Annotated in this window: 13 protein-coding genes and 1 tRNA gene; 6 read left to right on the top strand and 8 right to left on the bottom strand. The window is 63.3% G+C overall.

The window, feature by feature from the left end; translation table 11 throughout:
- The coding region (locus GSQ89_RS15940) for a succinate--CoA ligase subunit alpha (protein ID WP_158926849.1) at positions 1–691 on the top strand (691 nt) is incomplete at its 5' end.
- A 204-nt stretch (positions 692–895) separates the two neighbouring features.
- Here the strand turns inward: GSQ89_RS15940 and GSQ89_RS15935 are convergent.
- Complete coding sequence (locus GSQ89_RS15935) at positions 896–1,696, bottom strand: HpcH/HpaI aldolase/citrate lyase family protein (RefSeq protein ID WP_158926847.1); 801 nt, start codon at positions 1,694–1,696, stop codon at positions 896–898.
- A gap of 114 nt (positions 1,697–1,810) precedes the next feature.
- Between GSQ89_RS15935 and GSQ89_RS15930 the strand changes: the two genes are divergently transcribed.
- The 3 genes from GSQ89_RS15930 (at position 1,811) to GSQ89_RS15920 (ending at position 3,581) form a co-directional block, all read left to right on the top strand.
- Positions 1,811–2,590 (top strand): ABC transporter ATP-binding protein, encoded by a 780-nt coding sequence (locus GSQ89_RS15930; protein ID WP_158926845.1) that lies wholly within the window; start codon positions 1,811–1,813, stop codon positions 2,588–2,590.
- Positions 2,583–3,449, top strand: a complete 867-nt coding sequence (locus GSQ89_RS15925; RefSeq protein WP_158926843.1) for an ABC transporter permease — start codon at positions 2,583–2,585, stop codon at positions 3,447–3,449. The genes GSQ89_RS15930 and GSQ89_RS15925 overlap by 8 nt, the downstream gene beginning before the upstream one ends.
- 57 nt (positions 3,450–3,506) lie before the next feature.
- Positions 3,507–3,581, top strand: a tRNA-Thr gene (locus GSQ89_RS15920).
- A gap of 92 nt (positions 3,582–3,673) precedes the next feature.
- Here the strand turns inward: GSQ89_RS15920 and GSQ89_RS15915 are convergent.
- The 3 genes from GSQ89_RS15915 to GSQ89_RS15905 all read right to left on the bottom strand — a co-directional run bounded on the left by GSQ89_RS15915 (position 3,674) and on the right by GSQ89_RS15905 (position 5,965).
- Positions 3,674–4,594, bottom strand: coding sequence for a hypothetical protein (locus tag GSQ89_RS15915; RefSeq protein ID WP_158926841.1), 921 nt, complete (start codon positions 4,592–4,594; stop codon positions 3,674–3,676).
- Complete coding sequence (locus GSQ89_RS15910) at positions 4,584–5,105, bottom strand: DUF6932 family protein (RefSeq protein WP_371734255.1); 522 nt, start codon at positions 5,103–5,105, stop codon at positions 4,584–4,586. The genes GSQ89_RS15915 and GSQ89_RS15910 overlap by 11 nt, the downstream gene beginning before the upstream one ends.
- Positions 5,106–5,470: 365 nt before the next feature.
- Positions 5,471–5,965 carry a MarR family winged helix-turn-helix transcriptional regulator gene (locus GSQ89_RS15905; protein WP_158926837.1) on the bottom strand — a complete coding sequence of 165 codons (495 nt, stop codon included), beginning with the start codon at positions 5,963–5,965 and terminating at the stop codon, positions 5,471–5,473.
- 95 nt (positions 5,966–6,060) lie between these two features.
- On the opposite strand from GSQ89_RS15905, the gene GSQ89_RS15900 reads away from it, so the two are divergent.
- Positions 6,061–7,869, top strand: a complete 1,809-nt coding sequence (locus GSQ89_RS15900) for a chloride channel protein (protein WP_216856190.1) — start codon at positions 6,061–6,063, stop codon at positions 7,867–7,869.
- Between the two features lie 227 nt (positions 7,870–8,096).
- Here GSQ89_RS15900 and GSQ89_RS15895 read toward each other — a convergent pair whose 3' ends face one another.
- From GSQ89_RS15895 to GSQ89_RS15885, 3 genes are read right to left on the bottom strand one after another with little or no spacing between them, the layout of a single operon-like run.
- Positions 8,097–8,813, bottom strand: coding sequence for a ribonuclease activity regulator RraA (locus GSQ89_RS15895; protein WP_158926835.1), 717 nt, complete (start codon positions 8,811–8,813; stop codon positions 8,097–8,099).
- A gap of 11 nt (positions 8,814–8,824) precedes the next feature.
- Positions 8,825–10,582 carry an L-arabinonate dehydratase gene (gene araD / locus GSQ89_RS15890; protein ID WP_158926833.1) on the bottom strand — a complete coding sequence of 586 codons (1,758 nt, stop codon included), beginning with the start codon at positions 10,580–10,582 and terminating at the stop codon, positions 8,825–8,827.
- A gap of 43 nt (positions 10,583–10,625) precedes the next feature.
- Positions 10,626–11,987 carry an MFS transporter gene (locus GSQ89_RS15885; RefSeq protein WP_158926831.1) on the bottom strand — a complete coding sequence of 454 codons (1,362 nt, stop codon included), beginning with the start codon at positions 11,985–11,987 and terminating at the stop codon, positions 10,626–10,628.
- A gap of 322 nt (positions 11,988–12,309) precedes the next feature.
- Here GSQ89_RS15885 and GSQ89_RS15880 point away from each other — a divergent pair, with 322 nt between their 5' ends.
- Positions 12,310–13,218 carry a LysR family transcriptional regulator gene (locus GSQ89_RS15880; protein ID WP_158926829.1) on the top strand — a complete coding sequence of 303 codons (909 nt, stop codon included), beginning with the start codon at positions 12,310–12,312 and terminating at the stop codon, positions 13,216–13,218.
- Here the strand turns inward: GSQ89_RS15880 and GSQ89_RS15875 are convergent.
- Positions 13,198–14,430: an MFS transporter gene (locus GSQ89_RS15875; protein ID WP_158926827.1), complete on the bottom strand. Its 1,233-nt coding sequence runs from the start codon at positions 14,428–14,430 to the stop codon at positions 13,198–13,200. The genes GSQ89_RS15880 and GSQ89_RS15875 overlap by 21 nt on opposite strands.
- Between the last annotated feature and the right edge of the window lie 60 nt (positions 14,431–14,490).

Below are 14,490 nucleotides of genomic sequence, written 5' to 3'. Positions count from 1 at the left end.
GGCGGTTGCGTGGGTGGCGATGGCACCGCCGATGGAGACCTTGGCCGCGGTGCAGGAGGCGCTGGCGGCGGGGATCAAGCTGATCGTTACGGTCGCTGAGGGCGTTCCGATGCACGATGCGATCAGGATCGGGCGGGCTGTGCGGCGGGCTGGGGCGGTTTGGGTGGGGGCGTCGACGCCGGGGCTGGCGGTGCCGGGGGAATGCAAGTTGGGGTTCCTGCCTGATGTCTGCCTGAATCCCGGGCCGATCGGGATTATGTCCAAGAGCGGAACGTTATCGTACGAGGTTGGGTATCGGCTGGCGCGCGAGGGGCTGGGGCAGAGCATCTGGGTGGGTGTGGGCGGCGACCCGGTGAAGGGGGTTCGTTTCGCTGACATGCTGCCGGTGTTTTTTGACGATCCTCGCACGAAAGGGATCGTGCTGGTGGGTGAGGTCGGCGGTGTCGAGGAGGAGGAGTGTGCCGAGGCGTATGCTCGTTTGGGGGCTCGGAAGCCGTTGCTGGCGCTGATCGCGGGGCGGGAGGCGAAGGAGGGCGTATCCATGGGGCACGCTGGTGCGATGGTGCATGGGGAGACTGGGACGCTGGACTCGAAGACGCGGCGGCTGACCGCGGCGGGGGCGACGGTGTTCGGGTCGATCGATGGGTTGATCGAGCGGTGCGTGCGGTTGTTTCGGTTCGATAAGCGGTGAGGGGTGTCCGGTTGGATCGGCTGCGGCCCTCCCCGAGCGGCCTGCCCCGTCATGGCCGGCACCCAGGACGATGTGGCGGGCGGTGAGAGGGGGGTGGATTGGCTGCGACCCATCCGTCATGGCCGGCCCTGTGCCGGCCATCTGCGCTTCATCGGCCGGTGCGAGGATGGCCGGGACACGCCCGGCCATGACGGGAAAAAAACGCTACACCTTGATATCGCGGACAAATTTCGCCCGTTGCGCACTGGCGGCGATCAGGAAGGCCAGGTCGGTGCCGGTGGAGACGTAGCGGGCGCCCATCTGCACGAACTGGGTCATCAGGTCGTCTCGGGAGGCCACGCCGCCGACGCCGACGTGTTTGCCGACTTTGTTTGCGGCGGCGATGCAGCGGGCGAAGGCCTCCTTCAGGCGGGGATGGTCGTATTGGCCGGTGATCCCCATCTCACCGCATAGGTCGTTGCTGCCCACGAGCAGCATGTCGACGCCCTCGGTGGCGATGATTTCCTCGACGTTTTCCAGGGCGGCGACGGTTTCCATCATGACGACCAAGGAAGTGGCGTCGTTCATCGCGGCGTTGGTCTCGGCCATGGGGAAGCTGCGGTATTGGTATTGGGACAAGGCGCCGCCGGCGGAACGGTGGCCCAGCGGCGGGAATTTCACCAGTTCGACCATCTCGCGCGCCTCGGCGGCGGAGCGGACATGCGGGGTGATGACGCCCATCGCGCCGCCGTCCAGCACGCGGCAGATGTATTCGGGGGTGTTCGCCGGCACGCGGACCAGCGGCGTGATGCCGATCTGCTGGGCGCTGATGCAGATCTGGCAGCACGTGTCGATCGACAGCGTGTTGTGCTCCAGATCGACATACAGCGTGTCGAAACCGGCGGTCTTGGCGATTTGGGCGATCTCGATGGAGCGAGCGAAGCGCACGGTCATCGACGCCACGACCTCATTGCGGGCCAGTTTTTCCTTCATGTGGTTGCGAAGGATGCTGCGGATTTCGGACATGTCTGTTTCCCCTAAATGATGGGGTCAGGGTGGGGACAAGACGGGCGGCGTGCAAGCCTGTATGGTGCCGGCGAGGGAAAACGACGGTCACCAAGGGACAGGATGCTGGACACGATGAACGGGCCGGCGCCGCTGCTGGATGTGCGCGGTGTCACGCTGCAATACAAAACGCGGGATCACCTGGTCACGGCGACGTATCGGGTGGATTTTTCTGTCCAGCGCTCCGACCGGTTCATCCTGTTGGGGCCGTCGGGTTGCGGGAAATCCACACTGCTGAAGGCTGTGGGCGGGTATATGGCGCCCACGGAGGGTGAAATTCACCTGAAGGGGCAGCGCATCGTCAGGCCGGGGCCGGACCGGATGATGGTGTTCCAGGAATTCGACCAATTGCTGCCGTGGAAGACCGTTCGCCAGAACGTGGTGTTCGCGCTGACCACCTCGGGGAAGCTGCGTGGCAAGGCGGCCGACGACAAGGCGATGCAGTATATCGAGAAGGTGCATCTGACGCGGTTCGCGGATGCCTATCCGCACACGCTGTCCGGCGGGATGAAGCAGCGGGTGGCCATCGCCCGCGGCATGGCGATGGAGCCGGACATCCTGCTGATGGATGAACCGTTCGCCGCGCTCGACGCGCTGACCCGGCAGCGGATGCAGGATGAGTTGCTGATGCTGTGGGAGGAAACGAAATTCACCGTGCTGTTCGTGACGCATTCGATCCCCGAGGCAGTGAAGATCGGCAACCGGATCCTGCTGCTGTCGCCGCATCCCGGGCAGGTGAAGGCGGAGCTGAACAGTGTGGTGCCCGGCGCAGATCCGGCGGTGGCCGCGGCGCTGGAGGCGCGCATCCACGACATGCTGTTCGCCGACCGGGTGGAGGAGGAAGAGCATGTCTGACATCGCGCTGCGGCCAGAGATCGTGCAGACCCCGCGCGGCGCGCAGGATTTCGGGGTCATCCAGAAAAACCTGACGGTGTTCGAGCGGCTGTACAACCAGGTGTGGCTGCGCAAGGCGTTCCTGATCGTGCTGCTGCTGGTGGCGTGGGAAGCCTACGCTCGGTATCTGGACAACGAGCTGCTGGTGCCGACGTTTTCGGCGACGATTACCGCGTGGTGGCAGGACATGGCCTCCGGCGTGCTGCCGTCGCGCGCCTGGGCGTCGCTGCAGGTGCTGGCGATCGGGTTCAGCACCGGGTTGGTGCTGGCGTTCATCCTGACGGTGCTGGCGATCACGACCCGGATCGGGACGGATTTCCTGGAAACGATGACGGCGATGTTCAATCCGCTGCCGGCGATCGCCCTGCTGCCGCTGGCGCTGATCTGGTTCGGGCTGGGTGTGGGAAGCTTGGTGTTCGTGCTGGTGCACTCGGTGCTGTGGGCGGTGGCGTTGAACACCCATGCGGGGTTCCGCGGGGTGTCGCAGACGCTGCGGATGGTGGGTCGGAACTACGGGCTGTCCGGGCTGAAGCTGGTGTTCAAGATCCTGATCCCGGCGGCGTTTCCGTCGATCCTGGCGGGGTTGAAGATCGGCTGGGCATTCGCCTGGCGGACCCTGATCGCGGCGGAGCTGGTGTTCGGCGTGGCGTCCGGCAAGGGCGGGCTGGGCTGGTATATCTTCGAGAGCAAGAATGAACTGGATATCCCGCAGGTGTTCGCCGGGCTGCTGACCATCATCATGATCGGGCTGCTGGTGGAAAATGTGGTGTTCCGGACGATCGAGATCCGGACGGTGCGGAAGTGGGGAATGCAGAACTAAACGCACTTGCGCGGGGGGGATCAACGGGGTAGGAAGCGGCCCCGCCGATTACCCGGCGCTGCCGTAGCTCAGTGGTAGAGCACCCCCTTGGTAAGGGGGAGGTCGAGAGTTCAATCCCCTCCGGCAGCACCAGTCTTTTTAAGCGCTTTCGGCGTGTTTCGGGCGGCCAACAGGGATGGGTTCCAATTGCCCGGAAACGTCGGACGCAGCTGCGGGAGTGGCCGTCAGCTCTTGGGCGCAGGTTCAAGATGTTTCAGCCGGTTGATGTGTCTTGTGGCGTCGGTAGCGTACTCCACTGTTTCCTCTACCTCGATGTCCGCGATGTATGTTTCATTCACCTGCCAAACTGCGCCAGCTGGGAATATCTCGGACAGCGGCCCTGCATAATCGTCTCCGTCCGGGTCTACGAAACGGAAGCGCTTCGTCCTTGAATCTAAGCCCACAAGGACGCCGCGAACCTTGATAGGTTTGATGATGGAATCGGAGGTGTGGTCGATGACGCTGACGAGCCGACTGAATGCAGTCACATCTATCATTCCGCCTTTGCGAGTGCCTTTCAGCGTGGTCCAGTCCAGGTCCACAGCGTAGTTGGCATAGGAGTTGATGCGAGCCCAGTCATACGCTCGCTTCACCACCGCTTCACCGAGCGCCTTGGCCATATCGCGAACATCGTGCTCATCTTGGGCATCTACGACTTGCATCACGGCATCGATCGCTTCGTCGAATGGACCATTGAATAGATCCGGCGTGCTGTCGACCGACATGGCGACGCCCAGCGAACCAGGGTAGGTGAACGCCAAGTTGAACTTGGTCTGCTCCACCATCTCGGCGGCTAAACGCGCCTGCTTTTTAGCCCCATTTTTGATGGCATCGTAGATCTGCGAAAAGAGCTCCTGAAAATCCAGCAGCGACTGAGTCACTGCCCGGATTGAGTATTGACCGATATATGACGGTATCATGCGATACCGGCAGACCTCTTTCTGCGCCAGTCGAGTTTCTTCTGCCCACTCGTGCTCAAGTTCCTGGGCGTCGTAGCGTAGCGAATTGAGATTGGCTTGAATGTAGATGTCATCGGGGAATTGGGCAGCAACACGCTCGACCTTAGTTATCTCCTCGTAGACGCGCCGGATGCGGTCAACGAGCATGGAGCTGGAATCCCAGGTCGGTTTCTCCAAGCAGAATCACGGCGAAGCCTTTCAGCTTGTCATCCCATCCCATCAGCCACTTTTCGGCCCAATAATCGTCGGTTCCCCCATGGACCCGTGGGTCGCCTTTGGGGAATATCACCGTGATATAGGTATCTAAAACCGGACTGTATCGCTTTCCGCCTCCCAGAGCGTACAATAGCCTTTGTCTGACCGGAAGCGGGTGGGTCTCGAAATGCTCCACTGTCACTCGAACGGATAGGTCCATATCGTCTACCTCCGGTTCGGCTTTTTCGGTCAGAAAGCTGCCGTCCGTCCAAATCTCGCCCACGATGCCAGTAGTGATGAGATCGGTCACTAGACGCCGGAACTCGGAGAAGATGGCAGGGCGGACGATCGACGCAGGGAAGCGCTTGACCGTCAGTTCCTCGAGCGCAGCCATCGTCATGTAGTGACGTCCAGGGGGGAGGAGCGGCTGAAACGCGCGCTTTGGTTGGCCAGGAACGGTCATTGTTGCCGCCGCGAGCTGGTCAACCGAGCCGCACGAGGTGGGAAAGCCGGGCGTATGACGGTCCCGTAGGGAGCCCTGGATGGCATGTTCGTTTGGACGTTAAGAGGTCGGATCGATACGACAAGTTGCCACTCGTCGCGTCGGGCGTCAATCCTAGCCAGAATCGTTTGCCCAAAGCTGGCGCCGACAGCTTCCGCAGCTGATTACCCGCTCCGGCTCACGGAGACCGAAATAACTGCACAGTTTCAATCCGAAATTTATGTTTTGTTCCGGTCTCCCGGAAGTTATTCGCGAAGCATGGTTAGCCTTAAAAACGGGCGAGTTCAGCTATCTCCCTCGGTAATGGTAAGGGGGAGGTCGAGAGTTCAATCCCCTCCGGCAGCACCATCGGTTTCGACCCGATCCCCACCCTCCGACCATTTGCCGACCTGATCGAGGATGCGTTGCAGCGTCGGGCGCAGCCTGTGCAGTTCCTCCAGATGACTGGCCGATAAACGGGCGAGGTGGTCCTCGGCGGCCTTGGTGAGGCCGAGCAGGACGCGGCGGCGGTCTTCGGTGTCGTGGGTCCGCAGGATCAACTGTGCCTCCGCCAGGCGGTCCACCAGTTCCACCGTGCTGTGATGCTGGATCGCCAGGCGTTCGGCCAGTTCGCCGATGGTGGGCGGGTTGTCGCCGGGAAAGCCCTTGATCGCCAGCAGCGCCTGATGCTGGCGTGTCGTCAGGCCATGATCTTGCGCGGCATCCTGGCTGAATTTCAGGAAGTGGCGGATCACGTAACGAAAATCCGACAGCATCCGATAGTCCTGCCGGTCCAGCGGGACGTTCTGGACATCCTGCCGCTCGGGGGCGGGGTGGGTCATGGCGGAAGCTCCAGGGCTTGCGGATTATACATCGTGATGCGATATATATCCCGCACCGCACCATCAGGTCCACTCTCCGAAAGACGGAAACCAACGTGAAGAAGCTCACAAAGCCGCTGGCGGCGTCCGCTGCCGCAACCAATCATGCCTTGGGCGATCGAATACGCCATCTGGGCGATTTCACGACCGACCCGCGGGTCCTGGTGATCTCGGCGATCGCCGTGGTTGTCGGCACGGGTGGTGTTTTCTCCGGCATCGTGCTGCTGAACCTGATCAAGCTGTGCACCAACGTGGCGTATTTCGGGCGGTTCACGACCGCGAACCTGGATCTGGGCCACTCGCCGCTGGGTCTGTTCGCGGTGGGGGTGCCGGTGGTCGGCGCGCTGATCGTGGGGCTGATGGCGCGCTACGGCAGTGAGAAAATCCGCGGCCATGGCATTCCGGAGGCGATCGAGGCGATTCTTCTGGGCCGCAGCCGGCTGGATTGGAAGGTCGCGATCCTGAAGCCGCTGTCGTCCGCCATCGCGATCGGCAGTGGTGGGCCGTTCGGCGCCGAGGGACCGATCATCATGACCGGCGGCGCCATCGGTTCGCTGATCGCGCAGTTGCTGCCGGTCAGCGACAACGAACGCAAGACGTTGCTGGTGGCGGGCGCCGCGGCCGGCATGACAACGGTGTTCGGCACGCCGATCGCCGCGATCATGCTGGCGGTGGAATTGCTGTTGTTCGAGTGGACGCCGCGCAGTTTCGTGCCGGTCGCCGCCGCCGCCATCGTCGCGGAGGTGGAACGCCATGCGCTTGGCCTGGCGTCGCCGCTGTTCCCGTTCTCGGGCGGCATGGAGATCTCGCTGATCGCGCTACTGTGCTGGATGTTCGTCGGCCTGGTCAGCGGATTGCTGTCCGGCGTGCTGACGCGGCTGGTCTATGCGTGTGAAGACGGATTCCTGAAGCTGCCGATCCACTGGATGTGGTGGCCGATGATCGGCGGCCTGGTGGTCGGCATCGGCGGGCTGATCGATCCGCGCGCGCTGGGTGTGGGCTACGTCAATATCGCCGATATGCTGCAAGGGCACGTGCTGCCGGCCTCGGCGATGCTGCTGCTGTCGGTGAAGGCGATCATCTGGGCTGTCGCGCTGGGGTCCGGCACCTCGGGTGGTGTGCTGGCGCCGCTGCTGATCATGGGCGGTGGCCTGGGTGCGGTGCTGACCCACATCCTGCCCGTCGCCAGCCCGGGATTCTGGGCGCTGCTGGCGATGTGCGCGACCATGGGCGGCACGATGCGCTCGCCGCTGACCGCGACGTTCTTCGCGGTGGAACTGACCGGCAACACGCACGTCCTGCTGCCGTTGATCGCCGCCTGTGTCACCGCGCATCTGGTGACGGTGCTGCTGATGAAGCGCTCCATCCTGACCGAGAAGGTCGCTCGGCGCGGCCACCATCTGGCCCGCGAATACCGCGTCGATCCGTTCACGCTGACCCGCGTCGAGGAGGTCATGGCGACGGAAGTGGAGACCTTGCCGCAGACCATGACCCTGCATCAGGTTGCCGCCTTCCTCTCGAGCCCGCAGACGAAGCACCCGAGCTTCCCGGTGCTTGATGAGGATCGCCACGTGCTGGGGATCGTCAATCCACCGACCGTGCTGGGCTGGCGGCACTCGGGCAAACACCGGCAGGCGACGCTGAAGGAACTGCTGGAGGGGCAGAAGCTGGTGACCGCTTTTCCCGACGAGTATCTGGAAGGGATCGTCGACCGGATGATGCTGTCGAATGTGGCTCAGATGCCGGTGATCTCGCGGCAGGACTCGCGACTGATCGGCTATATCGGCTGGAAGGACCTGTTGCGTATCCGGACCAAGCTACAGGCGGAGGAAAGCAAGCGGGTGGTATTCTTCCGCGTGCGTTAAGCGTGGTTGAACGGGGGGCTGAATGCCGGAAGGCGTGAGTCGGACTGACGCACCGACCTCTCGCCGTCATGGTGAGCGCAGGCTCACCATCCACGCCTTTGGTTGATAGAACAAAAGGCGTGGATACCGACCTTCGTCAGTATGACGGGGCGCCCATCGGCAGAAAATGGACCCGATGCGGCCTTATGGATCGGGCCGGCCGCGATGTTGGGCGACCCGGTTCGATATCAGCGTCCGTGCTGCTTCCGCCAGACAGCGAATGCGTCGAGGTTCGCTTGGTCCGTCGGCGGATAGAGGCCGAACGTCTTCTGCCCGGCGCGGACGCGTTCGGTGACGAAATCCTCATAGGCGGTCATTTCGACCGCGTCGGCGGTGATCTCCTCGACGATGCCGGCCGGGATGACGATCACGCCGTCCGCATCGCCGACCACGATATCGCCGGGGAACACCGGGGCCTCGCCGCAGCCGATCGGCACGTTGATGTCGATCGCCTGGTGCAACGTGATGTTGGTCGGGGCGGACGGGCGGTTGTGGTAGCTGGGCATGTCCAGTTGGGCGATCTCGGCCGAATCGCGGAATCCGCCGTCGGTCACCACGCCGGCCACACCGCGCACCATCAGCCGTGTGACCAGGATCCCGCCGGCCGAGGCCGCCCGTGTGTCCTTACGGCTGTCCATCACCAGGACGGCGCCGGGCGGGCATTCCTCCACCGCGCGGCGTTGCGGATGGCTATGGTCGCGGAACACCGTCATCGGATTCAGGTCCTCGCGGGCGGGCATGTAGCGCAGGGTGTAGGCTTCACCGACCATGCTGCCGCCCTTGGGGGCGGATAGCGGGCGGACGTCCTGGATCATCTGGTTGCGCAGGCCGCGCTTGTACAGCGCGCTGGCCAGCGTCGCGGTGCTGACGCCTTTCAGCTTCTCGCGGGTCTCCGGGGTCAACATCGGTGGTTTCCTCAGTAAATAACTGGTTCGGGAACCGGCGCGCCGAAATCGGTGCGCAGGAAGTCGAAGTCGCAGCCTTTGTCGGCCTGCTGGATGTGCTTGGTGAACACCCAGCCGTAACCGCGCTCGAACCGCACCGGCGGCGGAGTCCATTCGGCTCGGCGGCGCGCCAGTTCTTCGTCGGAGACTTCCATGCGGATGCTGCGGGCATCGACGTCGACGCTGACGAAGTCGCCGGTTTTCAGCAGGGCGAAAGGGCCGCCGATGTAGGATTCGGGCGACACATGCAGCACGCAGGCGCCGTAGCTGGTGCCGGACATGCGGGCGTCGGACAGCCGCAGCATATCCCGGAAACCTTCTTTCAGCAGCTTCTTCGGCATCGGCAGCATGCCCCATTCCGGCATGCCGGGGCCGCCCTGCGGGCCGGCGTTGCGCAGCACCAGGACGTGATCCGGGGTGAACGGATAGGTTTCGTCGTCCACAGCCTTTTTCATCGACGGGTAATCGTCGAACACCACGGCGGGGCCGGAGTGCTTCAGGAATTTCTGGTCCATCGCCGCCGGCTTGATGACGCAGCCGTCGGGGGCGAGATTGCCGGTCAGGACGGCGAGCGAACCCTCGCCGTAGATCGGATTGTCCAGCGAACGGATGACGTCGTCGTTAAAGACTTTCGCGGATTCGATGTTCTCACCGATGGTTTTTCCGCTGACGGTGGGGCAGTCCAGATGCAGATGCTGGCTGATATTCTTCATCAGGGCGCAGATGCCGCCGGCGTAATAAAAATCCTCCATCAGATACTGGCTGCCGCTGGGGCGGACATTGCCGATCACCGGGACGCGGCGGCTGTAGTGCTCGAAGTCGGCCAGCCCGATATCCTGGCCGGCGCGGCGAGCCATCGCGATGAGATGGATGATGGCATTGGTGGAACACCCCATCGCCATGGCGACGGCGATCGCATTCTCGAACGCCTGATGGGTCTGGATCTTTGATGGGGTCAGGTCTTCCCACACCATCTCGACGATGCGCCGGCCGGATTCCGATGCGAGGCGGATGTGGCCGGCATCGGCGGCGGGGACGCTGGAACCGCCGGGCAGGACCATGCCGACGGCCTCGGCGATGGCGGTCATGGTGCTGGCGGTGCCCATCGTCATACAGGTGCCATAGCTGCGGGCGATGCCCTGTTCGACGCCCAGCCATTCCTTGTCGGTGATTTTGCCGGCGCGCAGTTCATCCCAGTATTTCCAGCTGTCGGAGCCGGACCCGAGGAACTTGCCCTGGAAATTGCCGCGCAGCATGGGGCCGGCGGGCAGATAGATGGTGGGGATGTTCATGCTGGTGGCACCCAGCAGCAGGCCGGGCGTGGTCTTGTCGCAGCCGCCCATCAGCACGGCACCATCCACGGGATGGGAGCGGAGGAGTTCCTCGGTCTCCATCGCCAGCATGTTGCGGTACATCATGGTTGTGGGCTTCACGAAGCTTTCCGACACCGACAATGCGGGCAGTTCCACCGGGAAACCGCCGGCCATCAGGATGCCGCGCTTCACGTCGTCCACGCGCTGCTTGAAGTGGGCATGGCACGGCTGCAGGTCGGACCAGGTGTTGACGATGGCGATCACCGGCTTGCCCGTCCACTCCTCCGGCGAATAGCCCATCTGCATCGCGCGCGACCGATGGCCGAAGGATCGCAGATCGGCGGGGCCGAACCAGCGGGCGCTGCGCAGGTCCGCGGCCGATTTCTGTGCGGATGGTGGCGTATGGCTGTCGGGCATGGTCAGGGATCCTCCGATAAGCAGGCTGAATGTAGTCAATGGTTTATCGTTGCCCCGCCAATCCGGATAGGGGCTTCAGTTCCAGGCGTTTGATGTCTCCCACCACCAGGACATAGCTCAGGATGGCCACGGCGGCGTTGGCTCCGACGAACACCAGGGCGCCGTTGAACGATCCGGTGGCGTGCAGGATGTAGCCGATGATGATCGGCGTGGTGATGGAGGAGATATTGCCGAACATGTTGAACAGACCGCCACTGAGACCGGCGACCTCCTTCGGCGCGGCATCGGAAATCACCGCCCAGCCGAGGGCACCGATGCCTTTGCCGAAGAAGGCCAGCGCCATGATCGCCACCACCAGCCACTGGGCATCGGTGTAGTTGCAGACGATCATGCTCATCGACAGCAGCATGCCGGCGACGATGGGGATTTTGCGGGACGCGGTCAGCGACCAGCCACGGCGCAGAAGGAAGTCGGACCAGATGCCGCCCAGCACACCGCCGCTGAAGCCGCAGATCGCCGGGACGGAGGCAACCAGGCCGGCATGCAGGATGGACATGCCGCGCTGTTGCACCAGGTAGACGGGAAACCAGGTGATGAAGAAGTAAGTGATCGCGTTGATGCAGAACTGCCCGAGGTAAATGCCGATCATCATGCGGCTTTGCAGCAGTTGCTTCAGGTATCCCACCTGTGAGGCCGCGTCGTGGCGGGCGGCGTGCTGCCCGGGCTGATCCAGGTTCACCAGCCCGCCGCCCTGGGCGATGTAATCCAGTTCAGCGGGGCGTAGCCGTGGGTGCTGTTTCGGGCTGTAGATGATTTTCAGCCACGCGAGGCCAGCGAGAATCCCTAGTCCGCCCATGAAGAAGAACACATAGGGCCAGCCATACCGGACGGTGATGAAGCCCATGACCGGGGCGAACACCACGGTCGCGAAATACTGTGCCGAGTTGAAAATGGCCGACGCCGTGCCCCGTTCATTGGCGGGATACCAGGCGGCGACGATCCGCCCGTTGGCCGGGAAGGATGGTGCCTCGGCAAAGCCGACCAGCAGGCGCAGGGCGAACAGTGCATAAACGGTCGCGACGGTGCCGACGATCCAGACACCGCCTTGCAGAAGCGTGAAGAACGACCAGGTGACGATACTGCCGAAATAGACCGCTTTCGAGCCGAACCGGTCCAGCAGCCAGCCGCCAGGGATCTGGCCGATCACATATGACCAGCCGAACGCCGAGAAAATGAAGCCCATCTGGATCGAGGTGAAGCCGAAGTCTTTCGAAATGACCGGGCCGGTAATCGAGAGCGTCGCCCGATCAGCGTAATTCACCAACGTGATCGCGAACAGCATCGCGACGATCGTGAAACGAATGCGGCCCCGCGTGCGTTCGGCTGTGCCAATGGCGATCGACATTCAAACTCCCGGATTTTTGTGGGCGGGTGAGGGAAGGAAGGCCAGGGCGCTGCCCTGGACCCGCCAAGGGGCGAGGCCCCTTGGAACCGTTACTTTGGGTTTGGGGGGAGGACGGCTGACGTCGATGTTGCAACGACTGTGTTGGCCCTCCTCCCCCCAAACCCAATGAATGGATTTCAAAGGCTGTGCCTTTGATGGGGTCCAGGGGCAAAGCCCCTGGCCTTACCTGCCTCACCCAGCAGTTATGGCGCGCGGACCATAGGGAGGGTATTAGGTCTCGTCCAAGCCAAAGTCGGCATGGATCGATCTAAAATGGGTCTTGATGTTTGAGTTCAACCAGCTTCGCTGTTTTGTCGCCGTGGCGGAAAACCTGCATTTCGGGCGTGCAGCACAGCGGCTGAACATGACGCAGCCGCCGCTGAGCCGACAAATCCAACTGCTGGAGCACGATCTGGGCGTCACCTTGTTTGAGCGCACCAGCCGTTCCGTTCAACTGACTCAGGCCGGCAGAGCATTTTTGCCGGAGGCACGGCAAATGCTGATGTTGGCGGAGGGGGCGGCGGTGGCGGCGCGGCGCGTCGCGCAAGGTGCGGCCGGATCCATCACGTTGGGGTTCACTGCCGGATCCAGTTACGGGTTCCTGCCGCGATTGGTGGCGCTGACGACCGCGGAAATGCCCGATGTCGATCTGGTGCTGCGTGAGATGATCACCGCTCGGCAGATGGAGGCGCTGGCCGCCGACCGGCTGGATGCCGGGCTGGTGCGGTTGCCGGTGGACCGGCGCGGCAATGAACTGGTGTGCGTGCTGCGCGAACCACTGGTGCTGGCGGCGCCGGAGAATCACCCGATGGCTCGGGGCGAGGCACCAGGCCTGCGCGACCTGGATCATGTGCCGTTCATCATGTATGCGGCGGACGCGCCGACCGAGGGGCGGTATTTTCACGACCTGACCACAGGCTTGTTTCGGACGGCCAATATTACCCCGCGCTTCGTTCAGCATGTTAGCCAGATCCATGCGATCCTGGCTTTGGTCAGTGCGGGGATGGGGGTGTCGCTGGTGCCCAGGTCGGCGGGCAACCTGCTGGCGCGCGGGGTGGTTTTGCGCGATTTGCGGCCGGTGCCGCGCACGCCGGCAGAGTTGCAGTTGATCTGGCGGCGCGGGAAGGACAATCCCGCGTTGCTGGCGTTTCGCGAGAAGGTGCTGCCGAAACTATCCGCCAGCGACGGCTAATTGTTGCTGCTTCAGCCGGCCGTAGATCAGCAGTGAGATCCCGCCCAGGATTACCAGGCCGCCCAGGACCATGAACCCGGACATATACGACCCCGTGGCGGCGTTCAGCATGCCCACAAGGAAGCCGGCGATGGTGCCTCCGCCGCCGGCGCCCAGCCCGTTCATGATCCCGGATGCCGAACCGACCGCCGACGGTTCCACCGAGGCCTGCAGGATCGACCAGATATTCGGCGTGTAGCTACTGACGTAGTACCCCAGCGCGACGGTGATCAGGGCCAGCTTGCCGTAGCCGCTGCTAAACTGTGGCAACAGCAGCAGCAGGATGCCGGGGATCAGCAGGCCCAGCGCAGCGATCAACACGCGCTTTTTGGTCCGGTCACTGATGATCGCCATCGGCACCGCGAGCACGACGGCCGCGACATAAGGCAGGCAACTGGCGACCGCCTGGCTGGTGCCGGTGAACCCGATGGAACGCACCGCCAGCGGAATCCACAGCGTGACGCCCCAGAACAGCATCCCTTGCGTGATGTAGCTGAACACCAGCAGCAGGAATGGCGCCCCGCCCAGCGCCGCCAGCGTCAGGCGTGGCTGGACGACGTCAGCCAGTGGGACGTGATAAGGTGCCTCGGTTTCCGGACGCAGGACGGCAGCGTAGAGCGGGACGATGACGACTAGGCCCAGGCCGCCGGTCAGGAAGAACAGGATACGCCAGCCGAACGCCTGATAGATCGGTGTCAGCGCCATGAAACCGAAGGCCAGGGCGAGGAATTGGCCATAGTATTGAATGACACTATTGGCCCTGGTCAGTTCGTCCGGTGCGAACCACGATCGGGCGAAGCGCGATTGCTGCGGCCAGTAGATGCCCTCCGCCACGCCCAGAATCAGCCGGCAGACCAGCAGCACGATCAGCGAACTCGTCGCGCCCACCACGATGGTGGCGACCGACCACAGCGCGAACGTCCAGATCACCACGATTTTCGGGTCCATCTGGCGGGTGAGGATGCCACCCAGGACGTTGGCGACGGCATAGCCGATCAGGAAGATCGTCAGCGCCCAACTGGACGTCTCGGCGAATTTGGCGCCCGCGAAACCCATATCCTTGGCGACGGAGGGGATCGCCACCGAAAGGTTGGTTCGATCCAGGTAGGCGACGAACAGACCCGCCATCAGCGAGCCGCCGATCCGCCACCACCGAGCCTGCAGGGTCGTCATGGGCATTTTCCTCGTGGAGCGCGCGGCATCGTTGACCGCGATGGGGGGGTCCATAGGGGA

Source organism: Acidisphaera sp. S103 (assembly GCF_009765975.1).
Taxonomy (GTDB): domain Bacteria; phylum Pseudomonadota; class Alphaproteobacteria; order Acetobacterales; family Acetobacteraceae; genus Rhodopila.
This window is presented reverse-complemented; position numbering and strand designations above follow the sequence as displayed.

Excerpts from the sequence above, each read along its gene's own strand:
- GSQ89_RS15935 (WP_158926847.1), bottom strand. The coding sequence starts at position 1,696 with ATGTCCGAAATCCGCAGCATCCTTCGCAACCACATGAAGGAAAAACTG.
- GSQ89_RS15880 (WP_158926829.1), top strand. The coding sequence starts at position 12,310 with ATGTTTGAGTTCAACCAGCTTCGCTGTTTTGTCGCCGTGGCGGAAAAC.
- GSQ89_RS15875 (WP_158926827.1), bottom strand. The coding sequence starts at position 14,430 with ATGACGACCCTGCAGGCTCGGTGGTGGCGGATCGGCGGCTCGCTGATG.
- GSQ89_RS15910 (WP_371734255.1), bottom strand. The coding sequence starts at position 5,105 with ATGACCGTTCCTGGCCAACCAAAGCGCGCGTTTCAGCCGCTCCTCCCC.
- GSQ89_RS15915 (WP_158926841.1), bottom strand. The coding sequence starts at position 4,594 with ATGCTCGTTGACCGCATCCGGCGCGTCTACGAGGAGATAACTAAGGTC.
- araD (WP_158926833.1), bottom strand. The coding sequence starts at position 10,582 with ATGCCCGACAGCCATACGCCACCATCCGCACAGAAATCGGCCGCGGAC.
- GSQ89_RS15925 (WP_158926843.1), top strand. The coding sequence starts at position 2,583 with ATGTCTGACATCGCGCTGCGGCCAGAGATCGTGCAGACCCCGCGCGGC.
- GSQ89_RS15895 (WP_158926835.1), bottom strand. The coding sequence starts at position 8,813 with ATGTTGACCCCGGAGACCCGCGAGAAGCTGAAAGGCGTCAGCACCGCG.
- GSQ89_RS15905 (WP_158926837.1), bottom strand. The coding sequence starts at position 5,965 with ATGACCCACCCCGCCCCCGAGCGGCAGGATGTCCAGAACGTCCCGCTG.
- GSQ89_RS15930 (WP_158926845.1), top strand. The coding sequence starts at position 1,811 with ATGAACGGGCCGGCGCCGCTGCTGGATGTGCGCGGTGTCACGCTGCAA.
- GSQ89_RS15885 (WP_158926831.1), bottom strand. The coding sequence starts at position 11,987 with ATGTCGATCGCCATTGGCACAGCCGAACGCACGCGGGGCCGCATTCGT.